The following is a 24,716-nucleotide window of genomic DNA, read 5'->3' on the forward strand; positions in this document are numbered from 1 at the left end:
TGGTCCTCAGATCGTGCCGTGAGCAACGATCCCGCGCCGTACGGCGGCGATGGCCTCGCGAGCGGTGTCGCGCAGCCGCGGCGTCGGAGCGGCGATCGCTACGTGGTCCAGCAGATCAAGCACCTGGCGAGTCCACCGCACGAAGTCTCCTGCGGCCAGGTCTCCGGCGTCCAAGACGGCAGATAGAGAACCCCCACGTGCCCAGGCGTACATCGGGCGCACCAACCCGAGGTCCACAGGGTCGGCACCGCTGAGGCGGTGCTCCCGCTCGAGTTGCTCCAGGCGGTGGGATGTACGCGTCGTCTCGCGCACTGCCACGGCCAGGGTCCCGTCTGGCGGCCCCGGTGGCGTCGGAGGGACCGCAGGATCATCACCGCGAGACTGGTACAGCACCACGGAGGCGACCGCTGCGAGCCCGGCGGCGTCGAGGTCGGCCCATGCCCCCGAGCGCAGGCATTCGGCCAGCACGAGGTCCTTCTCGCAGTACAGCCGGCGCAACCACTGCCCCTGCTCGGTCACGCGGGCGTCGTCACCGTCCCCTTCAAGATATCCGAGCGAGGCAAGTACCCGGCACACCTTGTCGAAGTCCCGGGCGATCGAGGCGGTTCGTCCCTCGATACGTCGGAGGAGGTCCCGATGCTCCGACTCGAGGGTGGACCTGCGCTTCGCCCAACGAGCGTGCTCCTCCCGATCGGCGCAGCCGTGGCAGGCGTGGTGACGAAGCGCCTCGCGCAGCTCGACCAGAGTGCCGTCCGTGGCGGCGGCTGAGGGAGGTTTGGCACGGGACGGGGCGTCGTCGGCCTGCGCACCCAGGGCGTTACGCATCGTGGACGCGAGATCGCGCCGCTCAGCGGGACGCCGGGCGTTGAAGTGCTTGGGAATGCGCACCCGGGTCACCGCCTCGGTGCCGTAGGGCAGATCCGCCGGCGGCATCCGCACCAGCCGCGGCTCGGCAGTGAGCAGGCTCAGTGGCGGTCCGTCCAGCCCCGCAGGCGTGGGATTCTCCAACACCACGGCGAATCCGGCGCGCCGCCCACTGGGGATCTGCACGACATCGCCCCGCCGCAAGCCGGCCAGCAGGTGGTCGGTCGCCTCCCGGGCACTCCGGGAGCGGCTGCGGGAGAGTTCCCGCTCCCGGTGGCTGATGGCGTCGCGGATCTGCAGGTACTCCTCGATATCACCCAGGTGGCATGTCATCGCCTCGGTATAGCCATCCAGTGCTTCACTCATCGAGCGGGCTTTCCGGGCCAGTCCCACCACACTGCGGTCGGCCTGGAACTGGGCGAACGATGTTTCCAGGGTCTCCCGAGCGCGGCTCCAGCCGGTGGTGGCGATCAGGTTCACTGCCATGTTGTACGTCGGTGTGAAGCTGGAGCGCAGCGGGTACGTGCGCCGGCTGGCCAGCCCTGCGACCGCCACCGGGTCTACCCCAGAGGCGTAGAGCACGACGGCGTGCCCCTCCACGTCGATACCGCGGCGCCCGGCGCGTCCGGTCAGCTGGGTGTACTCCCCCGATGTGACCTCGGCGTGTCCGCGGCCATCCCATTTGGTGAGCTTCTCCAGCACCACCGACCGGGCTGGCATGTTGATACCGAGGGCCAGGGTCTCGGTGGCGAAGACGACCTTGACCAGACCCGCCGCGAAGAGCGCTTCCACTGTCTCCTTGAACACCGGAAGCAGGCCGGCATGGTGAGCTGCCACGCCGGCGAGCAGCGCTTCCCGCCAGGCCCAGAAATCCAGCACATGAAGGTCCTCGGGGGGCAGGTTGGCGCATCGGCGCTCCACTTCGGCGTCGATCTGCGCGCGTTCGGCCGGGGAGGTCAGGGCGATCCCGGAGCGCGCCACCTGCTGCACGGCAGCCTCACAGCCGGCCCGGGAGAAGATGAACACGATGGCCGGAAGCAACCCGGCGCGGTCCAGCTGATCCACTACGAGGAACCGCGGCGGAACCCGCACCTGCTGCTGGCGGGCGTTGCCGTAGCGGGACCGTCCTCGTCCGTTGCGCCGCCCGCCCCGGCCCCCGCTCCCCCGCGAGGGTCCCGACCGTTCCGCCGCACGGATTGCCTCGACGAGGTCAGGGCTGATCGGCGGATTGATGCCCGGGTCGGTCGGATCCACGTCCGAGCCGTACAGGTCGAGCAGGTCGCGGCCGACCATCATGTGCTGCCACAGCGGCACGGGCCGCCGTTCGGAGACGACCACCGAGGTGTCTCCCCGGACCTCAGTGAGCCACTGGCCGAACTCCTCCGCATTGGAGACCGTTGCCGAGAGGGAGACCACCTGGACATCACGCGCGAGGTGCAGGATCACCTCCTCCCACACGGGGCCACGGAACCGATCGGCCAGGTAATGCACCTCGTCCATGACGACGAAACCGAGTCCCCGAAGTGCCGGAGCATCGTTGTAGAGCATGTTCCGCAGCACCTCTGTGGTCATCACCACCACCGAGGCGTCGCCATTGATCGTGGTGTCGCCGGTGAGCAGTCCGACGGCGTCGGCGCCGTGCACCCGGCGCAGGTCCTGGAACTTCTGGTTGCTCAGGGCCTTGATCGGGGTCGTGTAGAAGGCCTTACGCCCCTGCTCCAGGGCAAGCGCGACGGCGAACTCTCCCACAATGGTCTTTCCGGCGCCCGTCGGGGCGGCCACCAGCACGCCGTGGCCGTCCTGCACGGCGCGGCAGCCCTGCTCCTGGAAGTCGTCGAGAGCGAAGTCCTGGCGCCGGCGGAACCGGCTCAGGGGTGTGTCCTCCTCGGTCTGTCTGCGGCGGAAGGCGGTATAACGTTCGGCCGGGCTGGACATGGATCCAGGCTACGCGTTGCCGAGGATCTGCAGGGCACCGGGCCGCAGACGGGCCCGGATGGGCAGTCGGCCCAACAATTCACCATCGGCGTAGACCGGGGGCGGCGGCCGGCTACCGGGCAGGGCCTCGAGGATCACCTCGCGCGCCCGGATCACATCCACCCGGGCCGATCCGAGGTGAGCGCCGGAGTAGACCCGCGGGAACAGGCGCAGGAGCGCCGCCCGCCCCATCGCGTGCCCGATCACGACGTCGATGAGCCCGTCATCCATGCGGGCTTCTGGTGCGATGCGCATGCCGCCGCCGAAGGACGTCCCGTTCGCGAGAGCCACGAGTGTGGCGGGCAGTTCCCGCACGATTCCGTCGATCGTGATGCGGTAGCCGTACGGGCGAAACGCAGCAAGCTCGGCGAGTACGCCGCGCACGTAGCGTCCACCGCCACGGGGCCACCGGTAGGTGTTCGCCCGGTGGTTCACGGCGGCATCGAATCCGGCCGAGAGCACGCATGCGGTCCACTCCAGAGCCGTCACGTCCTTCTCGGGAAGGCCGCCATCGTCGCCCTGGCCGGGCTGATGGACCTGTGTGGCGATCACGTCCAGACGCCGCGGCGCACGCGTCAGTCCGGCCAGGACGTCTGCCACCGCGCGGGGCACATCATGGACAGCGAGTCCGAGGTTGCGGGCGAGGTCGTTTCCGCTGCCCACCGGCACGATCCCGAGCGGCACTGTGGTGCCGGCGACGGCATTGACGCCGAGATGAGCCATCCCGTCGCCACCGACGCTCACGAGGGCATCGATCTCCCAGAGTGCCGCGCGGGCCCGCGCCAGGGCATCCGCGGCGCTCGCGCCGGACAGATCGAGGATCTCGTGTTCGCTCCGTCCGAGCGCGGCGAGGGCATCGCGGCCCAGGAGGGCACCGCGCCCATGCCCGGCAGCAGGATTGACCAGGACGCCCAGTCTGCTCACCGGACGGTCACGAATCGTCAGTGTCGCTGGAGCCGGTCGTGGCTGCTGATCCTGCGGGGGAACTGCCTGTGGATCCGTCCTCGCGTAGTGCCGCGTTGAGCTCGGCGTCCTCGATGGCCGCCTTCTTCGCCCGACGGCGGTCGTTCAACATACTCACGCCGACGGCGAGGAAGTAGAGCGCGACGATCGGCAATGACATGAGTACGAAGGTGACTGGATCGGCTGTGGGGGTGGCCAGCGCGGCGAGGACGAAGATGATGATGACGGCCCAGCGCCATCCCTTCAGCCAGGTGATGCCCTTGACGAGGCCGAGGAGGTTGAGCGCCACCAGCACCATCGGCAGCAGGAACGCGAAGCCGAAGATGAGCAGGAACTGCACCACGAACTTCAGGTAGACAGTGGCGTCGATGAACAGGGAGGACTGCGTGCCCTCCGGGATGAACTGCGTGAGCAAGAAGAAGGTGTTCGGCAGCGCGATCCAGGCCATCGCCACTCCGCCTGCGAACAGCGGGACGCCGGTGACCAGGAAGGCGACCGCGGAGCGGCGCTCCTTCGTCGTCAGCCCCGGTGCGAGGAACGCCCAGAGCTGGTACATCCACCACGGGCTGGAGGCGAGTACGCCGAGGAAGGCAGCGACCCGCAGTTGGACATCGAAAGATGAAGCGATGGTGCTGAAGTTGAGGCTGGCGTCAATATCCTGTTCGGCTGCCAGCTGCGCCACCGGCTCCTGCAGGAGTTGGAAGATCGGCTCGTACAGGAACCAGCCCCCGATGGTGCCGACGACAAGACCGGCAGTGGCGAGCAGCAGCCGCTTGCGCAACTCTCGCAGATGCTCCCCGAGGGGCATCCGCCCCTCAGGGTTTGACCGTGAGACCACGTGGGGTCAGGACGTAGTGGTCTCGTCGCGGCGCTGGTCGGCGGTCTGCGACGGTGATGTGGGCGTGCCCGTGGACTCGGTGGTGCCGGTCGTGCTGGCTCCGCCATCGGAGCGCCGGGTGGTCGAGTCGTCCACCGAGATGTCGGTGTCCTCCTGCAACTCCTTGATCTCCTTCTTGAAGACCTTGAGCGACTTGCCGACGTTCCCGGCGATGTCCGGCAGACGGCTGGCCCCGAACAGCAGCAGCACGAGGCCGACGATCACGATCCAAAACACAGGATTCTTGAGCATGGTGGTTCCTTCGTCGGAATGGTCGTAGCGGTCGGTGGTCTAACAGGTCACAGGGGCATGCCGATCGCCCGCCACCTATCCAGGGTACGCGATCGTCGTTCGCGGACGCGCTCGGCACGCGCGGCCACGTTTGCTGCGCGGGCGTGGCGCCATTCCTCACGCTGGCTCGCCGTGGCGGCAAGGTGCGGGCTGAACGTGCGTGAACGCGCCTGGGCCTCCAGTTCGGCGACCGCGTCGTTGAGTCGCTCCATCACCTCGGCACTGTGGCGGGCCTGCTCCATGAGGGCCTTAAAGCCTCGCCACAGGTGGCGTGCGATCAGGAACAGCACAGCGCATGCGCCGAGTACGAGGACTGTCCACACCGCCAACCAGATCATGAGTTCAGCCTAGGGCACATCGGCGTGATCCGGGCGTGCTGAGTCCGAGTACCGGGTTGCGGCCTCGTCCTCCAGCAGACCTGCCGCGGCGTAGGCATCCAGAGCGGTACGAGCACGTGCGCTGAGCCCGAGTGCCACGTCCGCTGGTTCTACGGCCTGCACGTCTGGGCCGAGCCCGAATACCAGGTTGTGCAGCCACGCGAGGTCCACGACGTCAAGCTCGACCGCGAATCGTCCGTCGTCGAGATCCGTCACCGCAGTCACGGGGTACTGCTCGGCAACCCAGCGGGCCCGCGAGGACAGCACCAGCCGCACCTGCCAGCAGGCTGCAGCAAGCTCCGGTTCAGCCGACTCCGGTAGCGCGATGTCCGGATGGTCAGCGACCGGAGCCTCGAGCATCCTGGCTTCCAGCATCCGATCGAGCCGGAACTGGCGCACGTCGGCGGCGCGGTGACACCAGGCCATCAGGAACCAGCGGTGGGAGTCGGTGAGCAACTGCAGGGGGTCCACGGTCCGTTCGCTGACCGTGTCCGCAGCCGAGACGTATCTCAGGTGCACCTGCCGCCTCTCCCGCAGTGCCGCACGGATCATGCTCAGGTGTGCCGAGACATCGGCACCAGAGGAGTCCGCGACCCGCACATCCACTGAGGTGGACGTCTCGGCCGCGGCACCAGCGGCCTGGGCGAGCTTGTCCGCCGTGCTGGACAGCACCGCATCGTCGGTCAATCCAGGGGTTGCCTGGAGTGTGCGGAGGGCGGTCAGCAGAGCCAATGCCTCCTGTGGTCCCAACCGGAGCGGCCGGTCCATACCGCGTGAATCGGTCAGCGTCAGCAGGTTGCGTTCGTGATCATCGGCCGCGAAGTCGATGAGATCGTCGTGCATGTAGCCGGGCGTGCCGGAGACCCAAAGCGTGTCGACGTCCATGAGTACCTGGCCCGCACTGACGCCGAAGTGCTCGGCCACCTGCTCCACCGGCACGCCCCGGTTGTTCTCGAGATAGGCGATCAGGGCGAGCATGCGCACCACCCGATCACCGGCCGTCTCCGCCATCAAATCTCTCCCCAGCTCTGCGCTGCGCGTAACCGTCGCAGCACCGCACTGCGCAACTCGGCAGGCTCCAGCACCAGGACATGCTCACCGTAGCCTGCGATCTCCTCGGCCAACCGGCCCACCTCGGTGACCTCGAGGCGCACCACATCGCGATCAGCGGGTGCGCCGAGATGGTTGGCCGGCTCGGACCGCGCACGCAAGGCGGAGGCCCGCTCAGGGGTGAGGGCGAGGACCACTTCCGTGGTGGGCACCGGTTGTGGCTCGATGGTCTGCGGGATCTGCACCTGGCCAGGCGTGCCCACCCGGTGCACCGTTCCGATGATCCGGGAGAGTCGATAGGAACGCTGTGCCTGCCGGAGACGATCGAAACCGATCAGGTACCAGCCGCGATCTCTGGCGACCAGACGCCACGGTTCCACCGTCCGCTCCCCCGTGGCGCCGGTGTTTGCCGCGCGATAGGTGAACTGCACCGCGATTCGATCGGTGATCGCATCCAACAGGTCGCCGAATGCCGCGTCCGGACCGCGCACCCGTAGAGCCAGCCCGGTGTGCTCGGCCGGATCGCTGAGGTCACTCACCGCTCGCAGCTTCGTCAGTCCCCGTTGAGACTGCGTGGCGAAAGAGGAGTCCTGCCAGACCTGCGCCGCGAGCGAGAGGACACCCACCTCGGCTGGGGTGAAGTTCACCGGGGGTAGGGAGTACTCAGTCATATCGATGCGGTAGCCGACATCATCCTCATGAGCTGAGTCGGTGAGCGTGACGATCGGAATACCAAGTCCGCGCAACTGGTCCTTGTCGCGTTCGAACATCCGGTCGAAGGACTCGTCGGAGACGGCATCGGCGTAGCCGTTCACCTGCCGGCGAATGTCACTCTTGGTCATCCTGTGACGTGTGTGACTCAGGGCGATCACCAGGTCGAGCAGACGCTCGGCGGCCGGCACACGCTCACTCTTCATGGGAGAACACGCTACCCGCGATAGATTGCCGTGGTGATGACGTGGCGGGACGGCGTGGTGCACGCCGTGGGGAACCGGTGGCCCGGTGCAGTGGAGATCGAGGTCCGGCTCACCGTCAGCAGCGGGCACGAGCCCGCCCGCGGCGAGATGGTGCGGGCCTTGGCCTATCCGGAGCTCGTCGGTGAACCCGAGCCGGGCGACCGGGTTCTGGTGTCCACCACGGCGCTTTCGCGAGACCTCGGCACCGGCGGGTACGCCTTTGTGGTGGCCCGGCCGGACACCTTGCCCGATGACCCGCCTGCGGGACCGGGTCACATCATGAAGGCCCGGTACACCCCGCTCCAGACGATGGTGCTCGGCGTGGACGAACAGGAGTCCCCGGCCCACGAGGTACTGCGGGATGCCGACGACATCGCCGGTATGCCCGTGGTGATCGCAGACCTGCACTCGGCCCTGCCGGCGATCCTGGCCGGGGCGCGCTATGAGGCGTCGCGGCTCGGGCGCCCGGTTCCGTCGGTGGCATACCTGATGACCGACGGCGGCGCCTTGCCGGCGTGGTTCTCCCGCACGGTTGCCGTGCTTCGTGAGGTCGGCTGGCTGCAGGCCACGATCACAGTCGGCCAGGCGTTCGGTGGCGATCTGGAGGCGGTGACGGTGCACTCCGGACTCCTCGCCGCGCATCTGGTCACTCATGCGGACTTCGTCGTGGTCGCCCAGGGCCCGGGCAATCTCGGCACGGGGACCCGATGGGGGTTCTCGGGCGTGGCCGCGGGTGAGGCGGTGAACGCCGCTGCCACGTTGGGAGGCCGCCCGGTCGCCAGCCTGCGAGTCTCGGGTGCCGATCCGCGGGAGCGGCACCGTGGGATCTCCCATCACAGCATGACGGCGTACGGGCGAGTAGCGTTATGCCCTGCTGATATCGCCGTCCCGGTTCTTGCGGGTGAGCTCACCGACCTCGGTGCGCAGGTGCAGCGCCAGGCCGGCGCACTGGCGAGTCGGCACCGCTTGGTGCCAGTGCCCACCGGTGGGCTTCTGGACGCGTTAGCACAGGCCCCGGTGCGGTTGTCCACCATGGGTCGCGGCCTTGCGGACGACCCCGGCTCGTTCCTAGCGGCCGCTGTCGCCGGCGTCCATGCCGCCCGGCTCGTGGCGGGCCACCAGGGCGGCGAGCCGTCGTGATTCCTTCCGGGCCCGTTCGCCGTCCACCCGCTGGATCGCCATCACGGCCAGCACGCTACCGTCGCTGAGATCGAGCGATACCCAGTCCCGTTCGCCGAAGCGCACGCCGACGATCTGCGCCCAGTCGACTCTTCTGCTCGAGACCACATTGCGGACGAAGAGTCCGCGCGCATCGGGGATCGCGGCAAGACTGGCGAGCCGCACCAGCAGCACTGAGATCAACGCTACGAGGAGGCCGGCACCCACATGCGTGGCAGGGTCGGCGAGGTCGCGCGTGGCCAGCACGAAGACCATCCACCCGCCGCCTAACCACCCGATCACCCCGAAGCTGACCAGGCGCGTGGCGCGTGGCCGGAACGGTGCGTACGGGCCGGCAGTCATCGGCGGTTCAGAGCCGGCTCGCGTGTATCCCGGTCACGATGATCGCGCGGGCACCGAGCTCGTACAGCTGATCCATGATCGGATTGGTTTGGCTACGCGGCACCATGGCGCGCACGGCCTTCCACCCCGTGTCGTGCAGCGGCGAGACTGTCGGTGACTCCAGCCCCGGGGTGACGGCGACGCAGGCGTCCACGTGCTCCACCGGGCAGTCGTAATCCATCAGCACGTACTTGCGCGCGACCAGTACGCCGTTCAGGCGGCGATCCAGGGTCTCCAACCCGGGCTTCACCTCGGCATTGCTGGGTCGGATCAACACGGCCTCGGACTGCAGGATCGGCTCACCGAATACGTGCAACCCGGCTGCGCGGAGTGTGCCGCCGGTCTCCACCACGTCGGCCACCAGATCGGAGACCCCGAGCCGCACCGTCGACTCGATCGCCCCGTCGAGACGCACCACGTGCGCCTCGATTCCCCGTTCGGCGAGGTAATTGCCGACGAGGTGGGCATAGCTGGTGGCCACCCGCTTACCGTCGATGTCGGCCAGGGACGTCACGCTCTCCGGCGGGCCAGCGAACCGGAAGGTGGACGCAGCGAAGTCGAGCGCGCGATGCTCGATGGCGTCCACTCCGGAGTCGAGCAGCAGATCGCGACCGGTGATGCCGGCGTCGACCACACCTTCTCCGACATACACGGCGATGTCACGAGGGCGCAGGAAGAAGAACTCGACGCCATTCTCGGGGTCCGGCAGCACCAGCTCGCGGCCGTCGCGGCGCTGCCGGTAACCCGCTTCGCGCAGCATCTGGCTCGCAGGCTCGGAAAGGGAACCCTTGTTGGGCACAGCAATACGGAGCACGGGGGTCCTTCGGGTCGTGATGTGGGGTGGGGGAAGAGGCACCTCACAGGTGCGTGTAGACGTCCTCGAGAGTAAGTCCGCGGGCGATCATCATCACCTGCAGGTGATAGAGCAGTTGGGAGATCTCCTCGGCGGCCTCGGCATCGCTTTGATACTCCGCAGCCATCCACACCTCGGCGGCCTCTTCGACGATCTTCTTGCCGATCGTATGCACACCGGCGTCCAGCTCGGCCACGGTGCCCGAGCCGGCCGGGCGGGTCTGTGCCTTGTGCTGAAGTTCAGCGAAGAGGTCGTCGAAGGTCTTCACGTGGCAAGAGCCTACTCGTCATCGGTGAAGGCATCGTTATACGCCTCATCTGCTGGGACGGTCGTCTCGGTCAGTCCCGCCTCGGCGAGGAAGGCCGACATCTCCCGCCATGGTCCGGTGTGGGAGCCCCAGCCCGGCCCCGGCTCCCCGTACAGCGGAACGGTCGCCTCCATCGTGGCGCGCATGATCGCCTCCTGCTCAGCGTCCACGGTGCCGGGGATCTCCTCGATCGCAGCGTGCACACCGAGTGAGGGGTCGGCCACGATATCGGCCACGGCACGTTCCACAGCGCTGACGACACCGCGTAGTGCCTCTGTCTCGGTGGTGGTCAGGTCCTCGGTGGTGCCCAGGCCGATCCCGACCAATGGCACGTCCCCGATCGGGACTGCGCGCACATCCAGGCCGGTGGCGGCGAATTGGGGGATGTCGTTGTTCTGATAGCCCATCACGGCGTCCACGTGACCTTCACTGAGGGCCGACTGTTGCGTGAAGCCGATGTGCTCGATCGTGACGTCCGCTTCGGTCAGGTCCGCCTGCGCCAGCATGGCGAGCAGGCCGAAATACGTCTCTCCGAACGGCCCGGGGACGCCGACGGTACGCCCAGCCAGATCGGCCGGCGATTCGATCTCGGAATCCGTGGGAACAATCAGCGCAACCGGGTACGAGGTGTACAGGGTGGCGATACTGACCACGGGGACGCCCTGGTCGCGCGCCTGCATCATCTCGTCCCCGCCGGCGACGACCACCTGTTCGGTGCCATCAGTCAGCGCTCCGAACAGGTCTTCGGACTCCCCGTGGTGACGCAACGTCACATCCACACCGGCCTCATCGAAGTACCCTTCCTGCTCAGCGCGATAGAACGGCGCGAACTGCACGTTCGGTACGTAGGTGAGCCCGATGGTGAGCGAGGGTGCCTGACCGGCGGATGCACCGCCGTCGGACGTTTCCGGCTCCTCAGTGGCCGGGGCGGTGCACCCGGCGAGGGCAGTGGCAAAGGTGACGCAGGCTGCGGCGAGCAGCGTGCGCCGTCGTGGGTGATGCGGGGAGGTCACCATCGGACTCTTCTCTCCAGGGCTCGTACGAGCAGGTAGAACCCGACCGCGCAGGCGGCCAGGACGATCAGGGTGGCGAACATGCCGGTGGTGTCGGACCGGTCACGGTAGATGGAAAGCAGCAGCCCCAGGCCCTGTCCGCCCATCACGAACTCCCCCACGACGGCGCCGGTAATGGAGAGCACGAAGCCGTTGCGTACACCGGCGAGCACCGAGGGCATCGCCAAGGGGGCCTCGATGTGCAGCAGCATTCGCCATCGTCCGGCGCCGTCGAGTTGGGCGGCGCCGAGAATGTCCTCATCCAATCCGGCCAGGCCCAGGGCCGTGTTCACGACGATCGGGAAGAACACCAGGAGCGCGCACAAGAGCGCGACCGGGAGCAAACCGTACCCGAACCAGAGCACGATCAAGGGAGCGAGCGCAACGGCTGGGATGGCCTGGGTGGCGGCGAGATAGGGACCGAGCGCGGCAGACGCGGCTCGTGAGCGGGCGATCAGGTAGCCGAGCGGCAGGGCCACCACCAGGGCGATCAGACAGCCGAGCAGGCTCTCGGTCAGCGTGGTGCCGGCGTAGGTGAGGATGTCGCCGTCGCGAAACTCGGCGATCAGTCGCTGCAGCAAGGCAGTGGGCGCGGGCAGCACGCGGGAGCTCGTGACGCCGGCGATGAGTTCCCAGAGGAGGAGACCTGCGGCGCCCAGAACCACCGGAGCAACCACCGATGTGCCGACCAGGTCTGCGGCATCGGCCGCGCGCGGGGTGCGCGCACGCATCGCAGACGGGCTGCGGCGGAGCCTGGACATCGGCTGCGATCCTCTCCCCAGGTACTCCCGGGGTCGGACCGACGGGCACCGCGCCACGTCGATCCTCGGCGTCACCGATTGCGGTGACCCCGCGTGCTTCCTCCCATCCGGACTTTCACCGTCGGTCCTGGAGTTTCACCAGGTCAACCGGCCGCCGAAGCGGCCGGGTCGCGGACTGTCACCGCCGGTTCGGACTTTCACCGACCCCGGAGCACGTTGGACTCTGGCGCCATTCTGTCATATGCGTCCGTGCCCGGTGACGAGCACCGCTGCGCGGCCACCGGCGCACATCAGCTGGTGTACGCGCTGGTGGCGGCGGCACGCAGAGCGGTGATCTCGGCGTTCGGATCCTCGGCCGAGTACACGGCCGAACCCGCCACGAACATGTTCGCCCCGGCGGCGGCGGCGGTGCCGATGGTGTCCCGGGAGATCCCGCCGTCCACCTGCACCCAGATGTCCCCGCCGCGGGCGGTGATTGCGCTGCGGGTGCGGCGGATCTTCGGCAGTGTGCCTGTGATGAACGACTGGCCGCCGAAGCCTGGCTCGACGGTCATCACGAGCACCATGTCGAACTCGTCGAGAAGGTCGAGGTATCCCTCGATCGGCGTGGCGGGACGAAGTGCGAGTCCTGCTCGTGCGCCCTTGGCGCGAAGCTCGCGAGCGAGGCGCACGGGCGCGTTCGAGGCTTCGGCGTGGAACGTCACCGATGCTGCTCCGGCCTCGGCGTAGCCGGGCGCCCACACGTCGGGTGCCTCGATCATCAGGTGGACGTCGGCAGGTACCGAGGTGGTAGCGAGCACGCGTTCGACCACGGGCAGCCCGAAGGTGATGTTCGGAACGAAGTGGTTATCCATGACGTCCAGGTGCACGAAGTCAGCGGCGCCGATCCGCCCGATCTCGTCGGTCAGGTTGGCCAGGTCTGCGTTCAGCACGCTCGGGGAGATCAGGATCGGCACGGCCGGATCGTCCGGTGTGGCAGGGGCTGGCTCTGTCGTCATGGGCGCCAGCCTAGCTTTCTCGCGGTGCGGGCAGATCGGCGGGCGGGGCGTCAGCGCCGGATCAGGGCGAGGAACATCGCGTCGGTACCGTGCCGGTGCGGCCACAGCTGCAGGTATGGGCCGTCCTGGTGATACTGGCCAGTCAGTGGCGTCGGGCTCACCTGAGAAGCCACCTCGACGGCGTCCAGCACCTGCGCATGTTCGGTGCGCTTAAGCACGTCCTCGACCACCATCCGGGTCTCGGCCACGTGTGGCGAGCAGGTCACGTAGGCCACCACTCCCCCGGGCCGGGTCGCCGCCAGGGCCGCGGTGAGCAGCTCCCGCTGCAGCGGGCCCAGGGTGGCCAGATCCGTGGGGGTGCGGCGCCAGCGGGCCTCGGGGCGGCGGCGCAGCGCCCCCAGACCGGTACACGGGACGTCGACGAGGACCCGATCGAAGCCGCCAGCGGGTCCGGCGCGGCCGGCGTGTTCGGGTCCGACCTCGCGTCCGTCACCGGTGCGGACCTCGAGTCCGGGGAGCACCTCGCGCAGTGCTGCCGTTGATTGCTCGACCAGACGCGCGCGGTGCGCGGAGATCTCGTTCGCCAGCAGGCGGCCTCCGGGAGCCCGTTCGGCGAGCAGGGCGCCGAACAGGGCCGCCTTGCCGCCCGGTCCGGCGCACAGGTCGAGCCAGCTGGAGTCCGAGCCGTCCAGGGGTGCAGCGGCGGCTGCGAGGGTGACGAGTTGGCTGCCTTCGTCTTGTACCCCGGCGCGGGAGTTGCGGACTGCATCGAGCGCGGCGGGATCGCCGTGGGCCAGGAGGCGTGCAGTGCGCGTCCATTGGCCAGGTGCCGCATCCGGGACATCCTCATCGGTGGACAGCCCGGGGCGGAGCACCACGGTGACGGCGGGCGCGGTGTTGTCCGCCTCGAGGAGTGCCGGAAGGTCCTCGGCGCCCTGGGATGTCTCGGTCAGCGCATGGCGCAGTGCTCGCACGATCCAGGCGGGGTGAGAGGAGGTGAGCGCGAGTCGCTCGGTCTCATCCGTGATCTCGCTGCCGATGATCTCGAGCCACTCCTCGAGCGGGCGCTGGGTGACTTGGCGCAGGATCGCATTCACGAACTGGGCGGCGCCGGCTCCGACAGTGGAACGGGCGAGACCGACCGTGGCGGAGACGGCTGCGTGATCCGGCACGCGCATCGCAAGCACCTGATGTGCCCCGAGCCGGAGCACGTCCAGGACCGGCGGATCGAGCTGCGCGAGCGGACGGGAGGAGACAGTCGCGATCACAGCGTCGTATCGGTCGCGATAGCGCAGGGTGCCGTAGGCGAGCTCGGTGGCGAATGCGGCGTCCCGGCCACGGACACCACGCTGGCGGAGCATCGGCGGCAACGTCAGGTTGGCGTAGGCATCCGAGTCGGCCACGGTGCGCAGCGTGTCGAACGCCGCACGACGGGCGGGATCGGCGTCCCGGGCGCGTTCGGCAGGGCGCTGTGCGGTGCGCTGGCGAGGTGAGCGGTCACGGTCGCCGTCGGGCCTGTTCGGGCTAGAGCCACGGCGGCCGCTGTTGGGTCGGCCATGGCCACGACCGCCGGACGATCGTCGCTCTCCAGGGCCGGAACCTTCCCCGGCGGAGCTTTTGCCCTGACTCATGTGTTCGGCCCCTCCACGTCGAAGGTGGCAGCAGAGTCCAGGCGCGCGCCGCGGGCCCAGTCGGTCGCTGCCATCCAGCTCTTCCCGGGTGGGGCGATCTGTCCGAGTAGAACTGGCGCCGTTCCCGTGCCGACCATGACCCCGTCGTCGCTGATGGACAGGTGGCCCGGTGCCAGTGCTGATTCTGCGGCACTGGCAGTGCTGCTCGTGCCTGCTGCGCTGGTGTCAGCGAGACGAATCGGGCCGATCTTCACCCTGGCGCCGTCCCGCGTGGTCCACGCACCCGGTGCCGGGGTGCACCCGCGGATGCGCCGGTCAATGGCTGCAGCTGGGTGCCTCCAGTCGATCTGTCCATCGGCCGTCGTCAGACGCGGTGCGAGGCTGACCCCCTCGTCTGGTTGTGCCTGAGGGCTAGCGCTGCCGTCGGCAATCGCGTCCAGAGACGCGGTCAGGAGTGCAGAACCGGAGGTGGCGAGGCGCTCGAGGAGGTCACCGCTGGTGTCTGTGGGCCGGATCGCCTCCGTCATGGTGCCCAAGACCGGGCCGGTGTCCAGGCCCGTCTCGATCTGGAACGTGCTGGCTCCGGTGATCTCGTCGCCGGCGATGATCGCGTGCTGAACGGGAGCGGCACCGCGCCAGGCCGGCAGCAGCGAGAAGTGCAGGTTGATCCAGCCGTGTTCGGGGAGTGAGAGAGCCGGCTCACGCAGCAGCGCACCGTAGGCCACGACGGCGCACACCTCTGGCGCCAGCTCGCGAAGCCCCGCGAGAGTCACGCCCTCGTGCGGCCGGTCCGAGGTGAGGACCGGGATTCCTGCGTCGTCGGCGGCTGTGTGCACGGGACTGGGCGTGAGAACGCGCTTCCGGCCGACGGGAGCCGGTGGCCGGGTGAGCACGCCGACGACCTCATGATCGGAGGCGAGCAGCGCGAGGAGGGATGGGACGGCCACGGCGGGCGTCCCCGCGAACACAACACGCATGCGAGCCAGTCTAGATGCGCGGCAGTAGCGGCCCTGCCGGCCTCCAGTACGCAACGCCATGTCCGTTGTGCGAACATCGTCGTCCGGGTGGAGCCTGGTGCCAGGACGGCTGGAGATCAACGATTGACAGGTCCGATCAACTGACGCGACCGAAGGAAGAGGACCTACCGATGACTGCTCTCGACACCGATCTGGACCAGCTCGCGACCGACTATCGCGAGCAGGGCTTCGTGCTCGTGAAAGGGCTGATCAGCAAGCAGGAGGCAGCGGAGTACCGGGAGATCAGCCATCGCCTGGTGGCGAACCAGGCGGAGAACCCGACCTGGGGCTCAGCTACTGAGGTGGCGATGGGCAAGCAGACCAGCTTGCAGCATCTGCACGACACACAGTTCTACGATGCCGCGTTCGCCAGGTTGCTCGTGGACGCGCGGTTCACGCGGGTGGCAGCGGCCGTGATGGGCGGACCGAATGTGCAGTTGCACCACACGAAGCTGTTCGTGAAGCCGCCGGAGAACGGCTCACCTTTCCCCCCGCACCAGGACCACCCGTTCTTCCCGCATGAGCGGCACACCGTGGGTGCGGCGATCTTCCACTTCGATGACGCTCCGGAGGAGAAGGGGTGCGTGCGGGTGATCCCCGGCAGCCACCGCGCAGGTCCCCTCGAGCATGACCCGGAGGGAAGCTTCCACCTGCCGCAGATCCCCTTCGAAGACACCATCGCGCAGCCAGCTGAGGCGGGCGACGTGCTGTTCTTCACCTATCTGACCGTGCACAGCTCAGGTGTGAACGTCAGTGACGAGGCCCGCACCACCTGGTTGGTGCAGTACCGCGACCCAGCAGACCGGGTGATCGACCACGCGCACACCCACTCCCTCGGCCAGGGCATGATGCTCGCCGGGTCTGATCCGACGATGCGCCAGGACTGACCGAGCGACGAGGAGTCCGTGACACCTGTGGAACTCAGCCACCTCGCCCGGTCGGGCGGCATCGAGCGCTTGCGCGGGCTGCTCGACCGGGGCGTGGCCGATGGATTCGAACTCGACTTCGTCGAATGGGGCCACTACTCGCCGGAGTACTGGCGAAACTACCTGCACACCCACTCCTACTACGAGGTGTGCCTGGCCTACTCCGGGGCGGGGACGTTCACCGTGGACGGCGTGGACCACGCGGTACGAACGGGTGACCTGTTCCTGGCCCGCCCGGGGGACGTGCACGAGATTGTCTCCGACCTGGCTATGCCGCTCGGGATCGTGTTCTGGGGGTTCACGCTGGAGGCCGGGTCCGGGGCAGAGCCGTCGCGCGCAGGGTGGTGGCGTGGCTTGCTCGATCGGGAGGCTCCGGTGATCTCGCGGCGCCTGGGTGCGCTGCCCGGGGTGCTTACAGCACTTGCGGCCGAAGGCGAAACACCGCAGTCGGGCCATCGCGCGACGGCGACCTCGCTGGCCACGGCTTTGGCCGTGGCCACGGCACGTGCCTATGCCTGCGAGAGCGATCGCGACCCGGGCGAACCGTTGGACCGAGGACCGGTGCTGGTCGCACTGATCGAGCGGTACCTCTACGACAATCTCGACCGCCCGATTTCGGTGCGGGACATCGCGAATGTGGTGCACCTGTCCGAGCGGCACACTGAGCGGCTATTCACGGGGGCGACCGGTGAGTCACTGATCGCCGGGTTGCGCCGTCGCAGGATGGAGCGGGCGGGGAATTTGCTGCTGGAGTCCGAGCTCACGGTGACGGCGGTCGCACGCCAGTGCGGCTACTCCGAGGTGCGGCCGTTCAGTACCGCTTTCCGCCGACACTTCGGCCAGACGCCCAGTGAGTTCCGGCGGCTGGGGGGCACCCGGCACCTGTAGGCGCCGATACCCGTTCGGCCCGGCTTGCATCGGTGCGGGGCTTGGTCAGTGGGCTGTTGCGATGAGGCGTTGAAGGCAGGCTTGTGCGGGTGGTCCCCAGGTGGCCTTGCCGCCGGGGCGGCCGTGGACGCCGGCGTCTGCGATCATCAGGCAAGCGATGGCGCGGGCGACTGCGCAGCCGCGGGCACGGCGCAGGGTTGCCGCATCCGGGGTCGGTCGGTAGGTGTGATTGAAGCGCTCGGCTGCGCCGTCGGGCAGCAGGATCCAGGCCGCGGCGAGGTCGTAGGCAGGATCACCGGCGCACAGGTCACCGAAGTCGATCACACCGCAGATGGTGCCGTCCGCGGTCAGCACGTTGGCCGGATGCAGGTCGCCGTGGAGCCACACCGGCGCTCCTTCCCACTCAGGCGCTGCTGCGGCGTCGTGCCAGATTGCGCGGACAGCGTCGGGATCTGGGACGAGCCCCAGTTCCGTGGCCGCCGCGATGCCTGCCAGGACCTGCTCGGTGCTTGCGGCCAGAGGGCCTCCGCGATCGCGACCGGCAGGGGCATCGGTGGGCGCTGGTCTGTGTAGTGCGTGCAGAAAAGTGGCCAAGGTCTCAGCCGCCTCTGCACCGCGCGTGACGGGTGAATGGTCCGCGGGCTCACCCGGGACCCAGGTGGTCACGATCCACGGTCGCGGAAATTGCTCGGAGGGTTGACCGAGCCGCTGCGGGATGGGCACCGGCAGTGGAAGGTGCGGCGCGAGAGTGGGCAGCCAGGTGTGCTCCTTGCGCAGAAGCGCATCTGCCGACTGCGTCGCCCACGGCAATCGGACGGCGAGGTCGTCGCCGAGGCGCCACAGTTGGTTGTCCCAGCCACGCGCACCGAGCGTCACAGGGCGATCGGCTAGATCGGGATGCTGTTCGCGCAGCAGATCGTGGACGAGCTCAGCAGTGATCTCGATCTCGGTGTGTGCCATCTGGAGCAACGCTAGTTCGGTCAGCCCGTCCGTGTGCACTCCCTGGGTGAGTCGCTCGCTCGATCCTGCAGGTCCTCAGCCATCGATTCGGTACGCGGTCATACACCGGCAACGCCGCCTCGTGCCTGGAATCCATTCTCGACATACCAGCGGCCCCGTCGACTAGTGGGTGTCGGCGGGGTGCGGGGCGGGGCGTTCAGAAGGGTGGGTCGGCGCCACGCGGTGCGTGGGTGCTCGCGGGGGAGCGAGGGCTCGCAGCTGGATCGGTGCTCGTGGACCAGTGGGAGCTCGTGGCTGGACCGGTGCTCGCGGGTGAGTGGGCATCGGGGGCTGGGTGGTGCTCGTGTGGCGGTGTAGTACCGGTGCGGGGCGAACGGGTATCTCGGTCCGGGTGTGGGTCGGTGCGGAATCGTGGCGGTGGTGGTGTGGCTGCTGCTGTCTTCTTCATGGCGGTGATGGCGCGTTCGCGCACTCTGGCCACGTGCGGGTCGAGCGCGCCGAATGGGCTGCCCGGGCGCTGGCCGGGCGGTCGATCTGTCTTTCCCTCAGAGGAGTCCTTCGCGCGGCCTGGTCCGGGGATCAGGTAGGTGCCGGTGGTGGTGACCAAGTACTGAACCCCGTCGGGGTCTGTCCAGAGGTAGGTGCCGGGGGTGATCATCAGGTAGGACCAGCCCGCATGGGTTTTCGCTCGATGGTGACGGCGGCACAGCGCGGTCAGGTTGGCGGTACTGGTGGGCCCACCCTGGTCATAGGGGATGGTGTGGTCCTTATCAGCTGCGCGGGCGGTGCGCTGGCAGTACGGGAAGCGGCAGTGCCCATCACGCAACAGGATCTGCTCACGCAGTCGTGGGTTGGCTTCATAGGTGCTGGCGCTGTAGTGGGCGTTCAGATCGATCACTGGTCGCACGATCACCCGCCCCGCCGCCTGGCACCAGGAGCGGACCTGCTCGGTGGTGACCGGGGACTTGGTGTTCTCACACCGCCCGATGGTCCCGGCACCGAACACACTGCCCGCGGCGTAATCTCGCCTCTCACCATTGCCGGGGTTGAGAGCGTCTGCGGGCAGGTGGAGGTAGAGCATCACCGTGCGACCAATCGCACCGTGGCCTGCACCTGAGTCTGTGCCGGCTACGTCGGGGGTGAGGGTTTTGGTCCCAGCGCCAGTACCTGCCCCAGCACCGGTGTCGGTCTCGGCGTCGGCACCGGTGTCAGTGTTGGTGTCGGTCTCTGCCAGGGGGAGGGTGCTTTGCCCTCTCGCGAGGTCACCCACAGCGATGGAGCGGCGCACGTCCTCACTCGTGCCGGGCAAGAGTGTTGCGAGAGCCCGGGCACGACCACGCACGGCGGCGTCCAGATCGAGAGCATCAGCAACCTCCAAGGCCCCGTCAACCTGCACGATCGCCCCCGAGCCCGCCACACCCGAGGTGGCGACCTCGTCAAGGCGGACATCGAACCGGCGCCCCTCCAACGCTGCCAGGCGATCGGCTTCTGCCTGTGCGGGGTCGAAAGACTCCATCGCAGCGCTCACGGTGCGTTCAATCTGAGAGATCGAGCAGGTCCCGATGGTCCAGGCCACCTGAGCATCCACCCACCCAGCACCGGCGAAGGGGAGCTTCTTCGTCAACCGGGCCACTGCCCGGGCGCGGTGGATGCTGATCTGCCCGGCCCGCACCCGGCCCCACAACACCGGCAACCGGTACGCCAACTCCACAATCGAGCCGACGTAGTACAACGCGGCTTCGTTGGATTGCCCGAGCGCGGCCGCTAACCGGGTGAACCCCAGATCCGAGACCAACGGCACCCCCGGACCGGCCAGCCGCATCGGCACCGCCGTGCCCGGCAAACCAGCCTCCGGAAGCCCCGGCTCCTCCTCCGGATCGAACACCCCTGTCGCGCCAGCTCCACCGTCGAAGCCATCAGCATCAATGGCGTGCTCACGCACCCACTCCACGACCAACTCAGCACACTCGACATCCACCGCCCGAGCCGCCATCCGGTTCTGCCGCACAGCAGCCAACACCGCACTCCCGGCCGAAGCCGAGAACACCGAACCGCTGGCTGTCGAAGTCATACCCAGATCATCCCAGCGACCACCGACATTGCCCCGTTTGCCCAGGTCAGGGGGCCACATGGTTATACGCGCCCTTCTCTTGGCGCGCCGAATCTCACTTCTCCCCGCAGACCGACTCTTCCTGTTTCCTTGCACGCTATGGTGGCGACAGCACCGTGAATTCACGGTTTGTGTACCAGCGGCTCAGCCGGACGGTCACCAACAGCCAGGGGGTGACGCCCTTGAGTGCGCCGCTGGGAGTGGGACTGGGACTGCGCTCGTGCCGAGCGCCAGACGCGCCCGTTTCCAAGACGCTCACGTGCGCAGCTGGCACCGCAAAGTCCCGTCGACGCCATCGAGGCTGAGCCGCAGACTCATCGTGCTGTCTCCGGTGAGCGTTCACGCATTGGGAACTAGCGCAGCACGGCGAGGGTGACCGCCTCCTGCTGCCCCTCCCATTGGCCGCGCAAAGCTGCTCGAACACCGTCCGACGCCGACGCCACAAGCGGACGCCGGTACGTCACGAGCGCACCGTCGGCGGCAGTGGTGGAAATCGTCTCGGCAGGCCGCTGGTCCGGGTTGTAGCGATCAGGAGCGACGGGCTCAGACCGCAACTCTCCCGTCCCATGCACTTCGGCCTGAGTGGACCGGACGATCCGCTGGCCCGCCTCGTCGAAGAGCTCCGCACCACTGCCTGCGGTGAGCATCACTGAATGGAGCACTGCAACGTACACAGGATCACCAGGGGCGTCGTACACCCAGCGGGTACCGAGCACGGAGTGCTCCATCGTCCCGATCAGCGAGTCCTCGGCACCGGGCAACGCAGCATCGCGGTATGTCAGCGGTACCTGGACGAGGTCCCCGTTCTTCGTACGGGTGAGCAGTGTCTCGATGCCGACCTGACCGTCTGGATCGTCGAAGCGAAATGTCGCCACCACCTCGACCGGTTCATCCCCGGATGCCCACGCCTGCTGCGGAACCCAGCGCGCTACCAGTTCCAGCTTCGTCGGGTGCAGGTGTGCCCTGTGCAGGAGTGCCATGGACACATGCTATGCCGGAGCGGCTTCAGCCTCCTGGCGTCGGAGCAACACCGATCTCGCGACAGCAGGCCGGATGATCGCAGGATGATCCGCGGCGCGGCGCCACTCATCGCATCCTCGCCGACCTGGCCGAGCCGGCCGGGTCGACCACCCCTGTCTCAGGAGGGCCAGCCTTGTGCACCGACCGAGGCAGCCAGCGCAGGGCAACAAACCCGAGGATGAGATGCAATGCGCTGGCCGCAGCGACGGCGACGTGCATGCCGGTGAGGAAGGCCGTCTTGGCCGCAGCGATCGAGGTGGTCGCAAGGCCAGGGAGTTGAAGCGTCTCATCCAGCGTAGGCGCCAACTCGGGTCCTTCGAGGCGGAACACCAACGCCGCCACCGACCCGAGCACCGCTATCCCCAGCGCATTGCCGATCTCGTTGCTGGTCTCAGCAATCGCACCTGCTGAACCCGCTCGCTCAGGGGGGACCGCGCCGACGGCGGTGTCAGCGACCACCGCGAAGGAGATCCCATAGCCGACGCCGGCAATCATCGTGGATGCGACGAACCACCCGACTCCACCCGTGACAGTGGTGAGCAACAGCGCTAGGAGGCCGACGGCGATGGAGGTGTGGCACACAAGGAGCGCTGTCCGCTTCCCCACGCGATCCACGACGAGCGGTGTGATGATGCAGGTGATCGTGAGCACCACAGCTCCCGGTAGCGTGATGAGGGCCGCATTCAGGATCGGGATGTTGAGGACCGATTGCAGGTAGATCCCGGATAGGTAGGCGGCCGCCGACCACGCGGCAAGCGGGAGCAGGCCGGTGATCACCGCGACAGTGAAGACGCGGTCGCGGAACAGCGAGAAGTCGACGAGCGGACGTTCCAATCGCCGTTGCCGGATCGCGAACCATGTCAGCAGGGCGACGCCCGCGATCACAGCACCCGCGGCGATGATGGAGATCCCATCGGCCGCAGCATGTTTGAGGCCATAGATCGCCACAAGCAGACCGACGGCGGAGGTCACCACGCTCATGGCGTCCACTCGTCCTGGACGAGTGCCGCGCACCTCGCCGAGCAACACCGGTGCTAAGCAGACGAACAGGACGAGGACCGGGACATTGATTAAGAACACAGACCCCCACCAGAACCGTTCCAGCAGGGCGCCACCGATGACAGGGCCGATCGCGAAACCAGCGGCGAACGCTGCCGCGAAGATGCCAATGGCCTGAGCTCGACGCTTCGGATCGGTGAACAACTCACTGAGTACCGCCAGGGCGGAGGGGAGCAACGTGGCACCGGCGATCCCCATCAGCGCGCGCGCAGCGATCAGCAGCTCCGGTGTGGTGGCGAATGCGGCAGCGGCCGAGCCGATGCCGAACACGGTCGCGCCGATCATGAGCAATCGGAGCCGCCCGTAACGGTCGCCGATACTCCCGAAGGCGATGAGCAGCGAGCCCACGGCGAATCCGTAGATGTCCAGGATCCACAGCGCTTGATCGGCATCGGGATTGAGGGCCTGGCTGACCCGGGGCATCGCGAGGAACAACACGGACCCGTCCATGGAGACCAGGAGCACCGGCCCGAGAACCACGAGCAGACCGAGCCAGGATCGGGTGTGTGAGCTGGGTGAGGCGTGTGCTGTCATACCGGCAACGCTCCAGTCCAGAACCGGCGCGAACCAGACACCTGGTGTGGGTATACCCAGCAGATGCAGGCAGGCGCGGGCATGTACGCCTAGGCTCCATCGTGTGGAGTCCTTGGGAACCTTCTTGAAAAGCCGACGCGATCGGGTCACCCCGGACTCGATCGGGCTACGCACCTATGGGTCCGCACGACGAGTTCCTGGCCTCCGGCGTGAAGAGGTGGCCCACTTGGCCGGGGTCAGCGCCGGCTACTACACGCGGTTGGAGCAGGGCCAAGCGGAGACAGCCTCCAGGCAAGTCCTCGACGCCCTCGCACGAGTGCTCGCTCTGGACGCGGTGGAGATCGCCCACCTGCACAACCTCTCCCGCCAGCCGGCGCGCCTTGCCCTCGCCGAACCACCTGCGGAGCAGCCGCACCCGCGCGTCCTCGCGCTGCTGGATTCACTGGCCGAGTCAACTCCGGCCGTGGTACTGGGCAGACGCGGTGACGTACTCGCCTGGAACCGCACCGGACATGCACTGTTCGCCGAGCACGTGAACTTTGATGCGCCTGGGGACCCGGATCGCCGTCCTTCGATCCCACGGATGTTCTTCCTCGACGCACTCACCGGTGATCTGCACCGCAACTGGGACGAACTCGCTCGAATCCACGTCGCCTATCTGCGCCTCACTGCCGGGCGATTCCCCACCGACGCACGGCTGGCAAACCTCATCGGTGAACTCACTATGCGTAGCGACCGGTTTGCGAGGTTGTGGGCAACCGGCGATGTTGCCGACTGCACCACTGGGGACATGTACCTCCACCACCCGACCGTCGGTGCCGTGAGCATCGCCTACCAGGTCTGGTTGCAGCCGGACAGCCCCGACCACCGCCTGGAGATCTACACCCCGAACGATGCGGCCACGGCGGATGCACTCCATCTCCTTGGCCGACGCTTGCCCGGCGACCAGGACCGCAACGTCCAGGAATCCGCAACCTTCGTTGCTGGCCGTCGCCCTACACCGCCACGCCCCAGCCACGCAGTGCCATGCGCCACTGCTCCGCCGAACTGAAGACCTCCGCGCGTATTCCAGCCGCCCGGGCTGCCGTCACGTTCGCCGGGCTGTCGTCAGTGAATGCCGTCTGCCCCGGAGTCAGACCAAACCTCTCGATCAGGAGCTGGTAGATCGCTGGATCCGGCTTCACCAGACCCACCTCGCCCGAAACCAGCACGTCCTCCATCTGCCCGATCGCGGGTGCGGCAGCCACACCGTGGTGGAACGTCTCGGCCGACCAGTTCGTCAGGCCAAGGACCCGAACTCCGGCCGTCAGCAGATCCTGGACGAGTTCGGCCATCCCCGGGATCGGGCCTGTCAAGGCCGCGTCGAAGCGGTCGACGTAACTGTCCATCTGGCGCACGCGATCACCGACCCTCGCGGCGACCTCGGGCCTGATGTCTGCCCACCGCTCCCCCGCATCGAGTCGGCGGTTCAGCACGAAGAAGTCCAGTTCGTCCAGCAGGTCCTGCGTGCCCTGCTCCCCCAGTTCATCGATCCACACCCGCCGCGGATCCCAGCCCACGATCACCTGCCCCAGATCGAAGACCACCGTCTCCACCGAGCCTTCTCGATCAGGATGTACCGTCACGCTCGCCTCCTCTCGCTCACCACTGCGCTGCCACGTGGCTCACCACTGCGCCAGCCTCTCTCGA

General features: G+C 67.9%; 24 protein-coding genes and 1 riboswitch. Of the genes, 4 read left to right on the top strand and 20 right to left on the bottom strand.

The annotated features are described in order from the left end of the window. Positions 1-6: 6 nt before the first annotated feature. Genes LQF10_RS09345 through LQF10_RS09375 form a run of 7 tightly spaced genes read right to left on the bottom strand, consistent with a single transcriptional unit; the run spans position 7 to position 7,313 of the window. Positions 7-2,799, bottom strand: a complete 2,793-nt coding sequence (locus tag LQF10_RS09345; protein WP_231067197.1) for a DEAD/DEAH box helicase — start codon at positions 2,797-2,799, stop codon at positions 7-9. A 9-nt stretch (positions 2,800-2,808) separates the two neighbouring features. Further along, entirely contained in the window at positions 2,809-3,762 is a 954-nt protein-coding gene (locus LQF10_RS09350) for a diacylglycerol/lipid kinase family protein (RefSeq protein WP_231067198.1), read from the bottom strand. Positions 3,763-3,769: 7 nt separating this feature from the next. Next, positions 3,770-4,609, bottom strand: a complete 840-nt coding sequence (gene tatC / locus LQF10_RS09355) for a twin-arginine translocase subunit TatC (RefSeq protein WP_231067199.1) — start codon at positions 4,607-4,609, stop codon at positions 3,770-3,772. 36 nt (positions 4,610-4,645) lie between these two features. Beyond that, positions 4,646-4,930 carry a twin-arginine translocase TatA/TatE family subunit gene (gene tatA / locus LQF10_RS09360; RefSeq protein WP_231067200.1) on the bottom strand — a complete coding sequence of 95 codons (285 nt, stop codon included), beginning with the start codon at positions 4,928-4,930 and terminating at the stop codon, positions 4,646-4,648. A gap of 47 nt (positions 4,931-4,977) precedes the next feature. Beyond that, positions 4,978-5,307, bottom strand: coding sequence for a hypothetical protein (locus tag LQF10_RS09365; protein WP_231067201.1), 330 nt, complete (start codon positions 5,305-5,307; stop codon positions 4,978-4,980). A 9-nt stretch (positions 5,308-5,316) separates the two neighbouring features. Next, a complete protein-coding gene (locus tag LQF10_RS09370; RefSeq protein ID WP_231067202.1) occupies positions 5,317-6,357 on the bottom strand; it encodes a helix-turn-helix transcriptional regulator in 1,041 nt (346 codons plus the stop codon). After that, a complete protein-coding gene (locus LQF10_RS09375) occupies positions 6,357-7,313 on the bottom strand; it encodes a helix-turn-helix transcriptional regulator (protein ID WP_231067203.1) in 957 nt (318 codons plus the stop codon). The genes LQF10_RS09370 and LQF10_RS09375 overlap by 1 nt, the downstream gene beginning before the upstream one ends. A gap of 33 nt (positions 7,314-7,346) precedes the next feature. Between LQF10_RS09375 and LQF10_RS09380 the strand changes: the two genes are divergently transcribed. Next, positions 7,347-8,492, top strand: a complete 1,146-nt coding sequence (locus LQF10_RS09380) for a DUF3866 family protein (RefSeq protein WP_231067204.1) — start codon at positions 7,347-7,349, stop codon at positions 8,490-8,492. Here LQF10_RS09380 and LQF10_RS09385 read toward each other — a convergent pair. The 8 genes from LQF10_RS09385 to fmt all read right to left on the bottom strand — a co-directional run bounded on the left by LQF10_RS09385 (position 8,421) and on the right by fmt (position 15,491). Next, entirely contained in the window at positions 8,421-8,873 is a 453-nt protein-coding gene (locus LQF10_RS09385) for a PH domain-containing protein (protein ID WP_231067205.1), read from the bottom strand. The genes LQF10_RS09380 and LQF10_RS09385 overlap by 72 nt on opposite strands. A 7-nt stretch (positions 8,874-8,880) precedes the next feature. Continuing rightward, positions 8,881-9,726 carry an ATP phosphoribosyltransferase gene (gene hisG / locus LQF10_RS09390; protein ID WP_231067206.1) on the bottom strand — a complete coding sequence of 282 codons (846 nt, stop codon included), beginning with the start codon at positions 9,724-9,726 and terminating at the stop codon, positions 8,881-8,883. A gap of 43 nt (positions 9,727-9,769) precedes the next feature. Next, positions 9,770-10,033 (bottom strand): phosphoribosyl-ATP diphosphatase, encoded by a 264-nt coding sequence (locus tag LQF10_RS09395; RefSeq protein ID WP_231067207.1) that lies wholly within the window; start codon positions 10,031-10,033, stop codon positions 9,770-9,772. An 11-nt stretch (positions 10,034-10,044) separates the two neighbouring features. Beyond that, positions 10,045-11,088, bottom strand: a complete 1,044-nt coding sequence (locus LQF10_RS09400; protein ID WP_231067208.1) for an ABC transporter substrate-binding protein — start codon at positions 11,086-11,088, stop codon at positions 10,045-10,047. Then, positions 11,082-11,885, bottom strand: a complete 804-nt coding sequence (locus tag LQF10_RS09405) for an ABC transporter permease (RefSeq protein WP_231067209.1) — start codon at positions 11,883-11,885, stop codon at positions 11,082-11,084. Before LQF10_RS09405 ends, LQF10_RS09400 begins: the two co-directional genes overlap by 7 nt. A 90-nt stretch (positions 11,886-11,975) precedes the next feature. Continuing rightward, positions 11,976-12,103, bottom strand: a riboswitch (FMN riboswitch). Positions 12,104-12,175: 72 nt separating this feature from the next. Beyond that, the gene (gene rpe, locus LQF10_RS09410) at positions 12,176-12,841 is read right to left on the bottom strand and encodes a ribulose-phosphate 3-epimerase (RefSeq protein ID WP_231067295.1); all 666 of its coding nucleotides are present in this window, start codon (positions 12,839-12,841) and stop codon (positions 12,176-12,178) included. A 92-nt stretch (positions 12,842-12,933) separates the two neighbouring features. Beyond that, on the bottom strand, positions 12,934-14,514 hold the full coding sequence (locus LQF10_RS09415) for an RsmB/NOP family class I SAM-dependent RNA methyltransferase (protein WP_231067210.1): 1,581 nt from the start codon (positions 14,512-14,514) through the stop codon (positions 12,934-12,936). Then, positions 14,511-15,491 carry a methionyl-tRNA formyltransferase gene (gene fmt / locus LQF10_RS09420; protein ID WP_231067211.1) on the bottom strand — a complete coding sequence of 327 codons (981 nt, stop codon included), beginning with the start codon at positions 15,489-15,491 and terminating at the stop codon, positions 14,511-14,513. Before fmt ends, LQF10_RS09415 begins: the two co-directional genes overlap by 4 nt. 170 nt (positions 15,492-15,661) lie before the next feature. On the opposite strand from fmt, the gene LQF10_RS09425 reads away from it, so the two are divergent. Further along, positions 15,662-16,417 carry a phytanoyl-CoA dioxygenase family protein gene (locus LQF10_RS09425; RefSeq protein WP_231067212.1) on the top strand — a complete coding sequence of 252 codons (756 nt, stop codon included), beginning with the start codon at positions 15,662-15,664 and terminating at the stop codon, positions 16,415-16,417. Between the two features lie 18 nt (positions 16,418-16,435). After that, positions 16,436-17,344 (top strand): AraC family transcriptional regulator, encoded by a 909-nt coding sequence (locus LQF10_RS09430; protein ID WP_231067213.1) that lies wholly within the window; start codon positions 16,436-16,438, stop codon positions 17,342-17,344. Positions 17,345-17,389: 45 nt separating this feature from the next. Here the strand turns inward: LQF10_RS09430 and LQF10_RS09435 are convergent, their stop codons facing one another. From LQF10_RS09435 to LQF10_RS09450, 4 genes are all read right to left on the bottom strand, one after another. Beyond that, positions 17,390-18,304 carry an aminoglycoside phosphotransferase family protein gene (locus LQF10_RS09435; protein WP_231067214.1) on the bottom strand — a complete coding sequence of 305 codons (915 nt, stop codon included), beginning with the start codon at positions 18,302-18,304 and terminating at the stop codon, positions 17,390-17,392. A 196-nt stretch (positions 18,305-18,500) separates the two neighbouring features. Further along, positions 18,501-20,375 carry an HNH endonuclease signature motif containing protein gene (locus LQF10_RS09440; protein WP_231067215.1) on the bottom strand — a complete coding sequence of 625 codons (1,875 nt, stop codon included), beginning with the start codon at positions 20,373-20,375 and terminating at the stop codon, positions 18,501-18,503. A 392-nt stretch (positions 20,376-20,767) separates the two neighbouring features. After that, positions 20,768-21,394, bottom strand: a complete 627-nt coding sequence (locus LQF10_RS09445; protein ID WP_231067216.1) for a CG0192-related protein — start codon at positions 21,392-21,394, stop codon at positions 20,768-20,770. A gap of 106 nt (positions 21,395-21,500) precedes the next feature. After that, on the bottom strand, positions 21,501-23,027 hold the full coding sequence (locus LQF10_RS09450) for an MFS transporter (protein WP_231067217.1): 1,527 nt from the start codon (positions 23,025-23,027) through the stop codon (positions 21,501-21,503). 103 nt (positions 23,028-23,130) lie between these two features. Between LQF10_RS09450 and LQF10_RS09455 the strand changes: the two genes are divergently transcribed. Continuing rightward, on the top strand, positions 23,131-24,078 hold the full coding sequence (locus LQF10_RS09455) for a helix-turn-helix transcriptional regulator (protein ID WP_231067218.1): 948 nt from the start codon (positions 23,131-23,133) through the stop codon (positions 24,076-24,078). Here the strand turns inward: LQF10_RS09455 and LQF10_RS09460 are convergent. Beyond that, on the bottom strand, positions 24,023-24,652 hold the full coding sequence (locus tag LQF10_RS09460; RefSeq protein WP_231067219.1) for an HAD family hydrolase: 630 nt from the start codon (positions 24,650-24,652) through the stop codon (positions 24,023-24,025). The genes LQF10_RS09455 and LQF10_RS09460 overlap by 56 nt on opposite strands. Between the last annotated feature and the right edge of the window lie 64 nt (positions 24,653-24,716).

The organism is Ruania halotolerans, from assembly GCF_021049285.1.
GTDB lineage: Bacteria > Actinomycetota > Actinomycetes > Actinomycetales > Beutenbergiaceae > Ruania > Ruania halotolerans.